The following is a 6,047-nucleotide window of genomic DNA, read 5'->3' as shown; positions in this document are numbered from 1 at the left end:
ATCGCCACTATCGAAGACTTGGGACAGTCCATTAGTGACATTCCAAATCGAAAAAGAACGACCACCGTAGGCAAAAAGTTGGCTATATTGACCTTGGGCGTTAAGTCCGTCAATGCTAGAAACATCTAAACGTCCGAGATTTTGGGCTAATTGCAATTGGGCCGCATTAGGGAAAGCATTGGGGTCTAAAGTTAGAGTAGAAACTCGTCGAGCCTCATTTCTAGTATCCCCTTCATTGGCAGTAATTAAATAGGTTTGTCCAGCGATGGTAACGGTAGCAATCGTATCCGGTTGATATAAGCCAAAAACCGGCCAATTCTTAATTCTCACTGCTGGGGAATTAGCCGATCCTCCAAATACTACCCCATCTCGATCGCTTGCATCTAAACCATTACCCGGTGCGTTAAAATCCTTAGCTCCCAGGGGTAAAATACTGGTGACTTGAGCGTTAACAATATCGACTATCGCAATAGCATTATTTTCCTGTAGAGACACCCAGGCAGTGGTTCCATCGTCGGCAACGGTGATGTATTCTGGTTCCACATCTTGGGAAACCGTTTGACCGGGGAAAATGCGGACTCCCTGATTTCTTAAAGTGTTCTCTTGACCATTAAAACGGGTAAAGGTAGCAGTGTTGACCGTGGCATTGAGAACACCAGTGCTAAGGTCAATAATACTAACGGAACCATTGGGATCGATCGCCCCTCTTGCTTCCCCTTCGTTAGCGACCAAAACCCGATTACCGTCAGGAGTAAAGGTTAACATATCCGGTAAAGCACCCACAGTAACCTGACTCTGAAAGACACCATTAGTATTGAAAAAGACCACACTGCCGTTATTGGTAATCTGACTAGCTTCCATGGCCACGGCCACGATACCATTTTTGATGGCAACGCTGTTAACCCCTGCACCGTAGGGACTAAGATCGATCGAGGGTAAGGGAATTGGACTAGCGGGATTGCTGATATCGGCAATATCTAGACGATTATTGGGACCGGTCACGAATAATTTTCGACTAGCTGGGTCATAAGCGGGGATTTCTGCCCCGAAGTTATTAGCAGCAGTTGTACTATTGCCAAGACTGCTCAATCGGGTGATATTTAAAGCTGAGGCAGATTCGGTAACAATATTGATACTGCCAGCAATTGACAGCAAGGTTAATAAAAATTGCCAATGGTGACGATAGATAGGATGAATCATATTTTTAGCTGAAAACCTGCAAAAAAAGGCTAAACAATTGCATTTTTTCAGCCCCAAGTTAAAGGAAGATTAAACAAGAGAGAAATTAAGGATATCTTCAAAATTTGGCCAAGGTCAGTAAAAGCGAACTAGGAGAAGGAGTTCCTCGATCGCTTTTTAGTTGAACGGCTCATTTACCGGAGTGATAACATGGTTTAGTATAAGCTCGATCAATATGGAATCAAGACTCGTGTTATCTATTCTCCTAGCCGATTTCAAGATCATTTTTGAACGTGACCCCGCTGCCCGCAACTGGTTAGAGGTACTGTTTTGTTATCCTGGATTACAGGCTTTACTGTGCCATCGCTTCGCCCATTGGCTATATCAGATCGGGATTCCCTTTATTCCCCGTTTAATTTCCCATCTTGCCCGTTTTCTGACTGGTATCGAAATTCACCCCGGCGCCCAAATTGGTCAGGGTGTTTTTATCGACCATGGCATGGGAGTTGTCATCGGAGAAACCGCCATTATCGGTGATTATGCCCTCATCTATCAGGGAGTTACTTTAGGAGGGACGGGGAAAGAAAGCGGTAAACGTCACCCGACTCTAGGGGAAAATGTGGTCGTCGGCGCTGGGGCCAAGGTTTTAGGTAATATTTATCTGGGTAATAACGTTCGCGTCGGTGCTGGTTCTGTGGTCCTACGCGATATTCCCGCCGATTGTACCGTTGTTGGTGTACCCGGTCGTTTAATCTATCGCGCTGGGACGCGGGTGCAACCCCTCGAACACGGTGATTTACCCGACTCGGAAGCGGTGGCTATTCGCGCCTTGGTGGACCGCATCGAACAACTGGAAAAACAAGTGTACGAATTGCGGCTAGAACGGTCAAAAGAACCAGATTATCGGATTAATTGCCCAGTTTTAGCCCATTTAGAAGAAGAAGCGAGTCATGGCTGTTGCCCTGCGGCCGATCAAGATATGCGCGAGTTTCTCGAAAGAGCGGTTTAACCCCGAGAATCTTTTGATATGATAGAAGACTGGTTTTCTAGTAGCTGAAACCCATTCGTCAAAGCTATTATTGTTAAGGACTACTTGGCACCATCCGATGGCTCAAACTGACTCGATCCGTATCCGTGGCGCCCGACAACACAATCTCAAAAATGTTGATCTCGAATTACCCCGCAATCAGTTGATTGTTTTTACGGGAGTGTCGGGATCGGGCAAATCTTCCCTCGCTTTCGACACTATTTTTGCCGAGGGACAGCGCCGCTATGTGGAGTCCCTCAGCGCCTATGCGCGCCAATTTTTAGGACAATTGGATAAACCCGATGTGGATGCGATCGAGGGTTTAAGTCCGGCTATTTCCATTGACCAAAAATCCACTTCCCACAATCCCCGTTCTAGTGTGGGAACTGTAACGGAAATTTACGATTACTTGCGTTTATTGTTCGGTCGTGCCGGTGAACCCCATTGTCCCCATTGCGATCGCAATATTGCCCCCCAAACCATCGATCAAATGTGCGATCGAGTGATGGAATTAGCCGATAAAACCCGATTTCAAATCTTAGCGCCAGTAATTCGCGGCAAAAAAGGCACCCATAAGCAATTAATCTCTAGTTTGGCCTCCCAAGGCTTTGCCCGGGTGCGGATTGACGGCAAGGTAGTAGAATTATCCGAGGGCATCGAGTTAGATAAAAAACATCTTCATGATCTTGAAATTGTTATCGATCGCCTGATCAAAAAAGAGGGTTTACAGGAAAGATTAGTGGATTCTTTAACCACTTGTTTAAAGCATTCCGATGGTGTAGCGATTGTGGAAATTCTCGATGAGAATAACGAAGATAATCCCGAAGTTACCAAAGAAATTATCTTTTCCGAAAAATTTGCCTGTCCCGAACACGGGGCAGTTATGGAAGAGTTATCCCCCCGTTTATTCTCTTTTAATTCTCCCTATGGTGCTTGTCCCAACTGTCACGGATTGGGCAGTTTACGGAAATTTTCGGCAGATTTAGTCATTCCAGACCCGAAACAACCGGTTTATTCGGCTATTGCCCCCTGGTCAGATAAGGATAACTCCTACTATCTTTCTCTCCTCTACGGTTTAGGGCAAGCTTTAGGTTTTGAAATTCAAACCCCTTGGCAGAAACTAACAAAAACCCAGCAAGATATCATTCTCTATGGGAGTAAAGAACCGATCTATTTTGAAGATGATTACCGTTATGATACTGGTCGCGGTTACTATCGAGAATTTGCGGGAGTTATCAATATCTTAGATAGGAATTATCAAGAAACCACCTCGGAAGTTATTAAACAAAGACTAGAGAAATATATTGTTAACCAAACCTGCGAAGTTTGTCACGGAAAAAGATTAAAACCGGAAGCTTTATCGGTACGTTTAGGACAATATACGATCACGGATTTTACCGGAGTTACCATTCGGGATTGTTTGCAGAGAATTAATGATTGTCATTTAACCCCAAGACAAGCATTAATTGGGGAATTAGCCCTCAAAGAAATCAAAGCGAGACTACAATTTTTAATCGATGTGGGATTAGATTATCTTACCCTCGATCGACCGGCGATGACTTTATCCGGGGGAGAATCCCAACGAATTAGATTAGCTACTCAAATCGGTTCGGGATTAACGGGAGTATTATACGTTCTCGATGAACCTAGCATTGGATTACACCAAAGAGATAATAGTAAACTGTTAGAAACCCTGCAAAGATTGCGAGATTTAGGTAATACTTTAATTGTCGTCGAACACGATGAAGAAACGATTCGGGCAGCCGATTATGTGGTCGATATCGGTCCGAAAGCGGGGATTCATGGCGGAGAAATCATCTGTCAAGGCAGTTTTAAAACCCTTTTAAAGTCCAAAAAATCGATAACAGGGGCCTACTTATCGGGCCGCAAAGTTATTGAAACTCCCCCCCAAAGAAGGGAAGGGAATGGTAATGCTTTAGTCTTAAAAAATTGCCATCAAAATAACCTAAGAAATATTGATGTAACGATTCCTTTAGGAAAATTAGTCTCGATTACGGGGGTATCTGGTTCGGGCAAATCTACCCTAATTAATGAGTTATTATATCCAGCTTTACAACATCATTTAACCCGTTTAACTCCCTTCCCCAAAGAGTTAGAGAAAGTGGAAGGATTGGACGCGGTTGATAAAGTAATTGTCATCGACCAATCACCGATAGGACGCACTCCTCGGTCAAATCCTGCCACCTATACGGGGGTTTTTGACATTATTCGCGAGATTTTCACCGAAACCATCGAAGCAAAAGCTAGAGGTTACAAAGCGGGGCAGTTTTCTTTTAATGTTAAAGGAGGACGCTGTGAAGCTTGCCTAGGCCAAGGAGTAAACGTCATCGAGATGAATTTTCTCCCCGATGTCTATGTGCAGTGTGATGTGTGTAAAGGGGCGCGTTATAATCGGGAAACCCTACAGGTTAAGTATAAAGGTTATTCGATCGCCGATGTCTTAGATATGACGATCGAGGAAGCATTAAAGGTCTTTGAAAATGTCCCCCGGGCCACCACCAGATTACAAACTCTCGTGGATGTGGGTTTAGGATACTGTAAACTCGGTCAAAGCGCCCCCACTTTATCCGGTGGGGAAGCGCAAAGGGTGAAATTAGCGGCCGAATTATCCCGACGGGCCACGGGAAAAACCCTATATTTGATCGATGAACCGACTACGGGGTTATCTTTTTATGATGTGCATCATCTCTTAGATGTGTTACAAAGATTGGTCGATAAAGGTAATTCGATTATCGTCATCGAACATAATCTCGACGTGATTCGCTGTAGCGATTGGATTATTGATTTGGGACCGGAAGGAGGGGACAAGGGAGGAGAATTAATCGCGGTGGGAACACCGGAAACCGTGGCTAAATGTGAAAAATCCTACACCGGTCATTATCTTGCCCAAGCATTACTTCAATATCCCCCAAAAAAGCGGGATAATATTAGGGAAGAACACAGAGATAATAAAGCCAATGATCAAGATTAGTATTTAACTCTTGTTCGCTCTTAATTTCCTGACCGGTTTTCCCAGAATAAATTTTAATCTCTTGAAAGTAAGACCTTAACTGTCTTAATTGTTCTTTGGGGGTGGCGTAATAATTTCGCAGACGAAAATTATGGGGTTCATCCCGAATAATTGCATAGTCAGCAGTCAATAACTGTTGGTAGCTAAGAGAGGGATTACAGGCCCGCAAAATCGCCCAGATGACTAAATTGACATAGCTACTAAAAGGATTCAAACTAATCTTTTTTTTCCAATCGAATTCTGGGATAATTCCCTGAAGATTATGACTAGAAAAGCAAAAATAACCACCCGCTTTACCGATGCGGCTAATTTCCTCTAAAACTAGAAAACGGTCAGCAGGGGAAATATAATCAATGCCATTAAAACTAAAGAGAATAAAATCAAAATAATTATCGGCAAATTGTTCTAGATTTCTAGCATCGGCCACTTGCCAGACTAAATGGGGGAATTTTTGACGACAAGCGGCGATCATTTCCGTAGAATAATCAACACCGATATATTCTCCCACAAGAGGGGCAAAATACTTCGTAGTCCGTCCCGCACCTACCCCTAAATCAAGCATTTTCATCGTCGATAAACGCTCTTGCAGCAGAGTTAAAATTGTCTTTTCTGCTGGCTGTAGCGCGGTTAATTGGGCATAATAACCGACAATACTAGGGTCTCTATAGGTTTGCTGATTTTTGTCCTTAATCATTCTTGAGCACTCTTTCCTCATAATCTGGCTGTTTTTCTCTTACTAATAATTCACCTTCCCAACCGCCAATTACTTCTTCAAAAAAGCCTTCTTGCCATTGGCTAAATGTAGTTTTT

At 43.6% G+C, this 6,047-nt stretch carries 4 protein-coding genes; 2 read left to right on the top strand and 2 right to left on the bottom strand.

Going from position 1 to position 6,047, the window contains the following annotated elements; all coding sequences use genetic code 11:
- Window positions 1-1,200: choice-of-anchor I family protein (locus PX481_RS23135; protein ID WP_288096279.1), on the bottom strand; the 1,200-nt coding region annotated here is incomplete at its 3' end.
- Window positions 1,201-1,414: 214 nt separating this feature from the next.
- On the opposite strand from PX481_RS23135, the gene cysE reads away from it, so the two are divergent.
- Complete coding sequence (gene cysE / locus PX481_RS23130; RefSeq protein ID WP_002757757.1) at window positions 1,415-2,188, top strand: serine O-acetyltransferase; 774 nt, start codon at window positions 1,415-1,417, stop codon at window positions 2,186-2,188.
- Window positions 2,189-2,285: 97 nt separating this feature from the next.
- A complete protein-coding gene (uvrA, locus tag PX481_RS23125) occupies window positions 2,286-5,198 on the top strand; it encodes an excinuclease ABC subunit UvrA (RefSeq protein WP_002757759.1) in 2,913 nt (970 codons plus the stop codon).
- Here uvrA and PX481_RS23120 read toward each other — a convergent pair.
- Window positions 5,155-5,931: a class I SAM-dependent methyltransferase gene (locus tag PX481_RS23120; protein WP_043998901.1), complete on the bottom strand. Its 777-nt coding sequence runs from the start codon at window positions 5,929-5,931 to the stop codon at window positions 5,155-5,157. The two genes, uvrA and PX481_RS23120, sit on opposite strands and share 44 nt — an antisense overlap.
- Window positions 5,932-6,047 lie beyond the last annotated feature (116 nt).

The organism is Microcystis sp. M53603_WE2 (assembly GCF_030065435.1).
The sequence above is the reverse complement of the archived record's forward strand: the minus strand, read 5'-3'. Positions and strand labels throughout refer to the sequence as shown.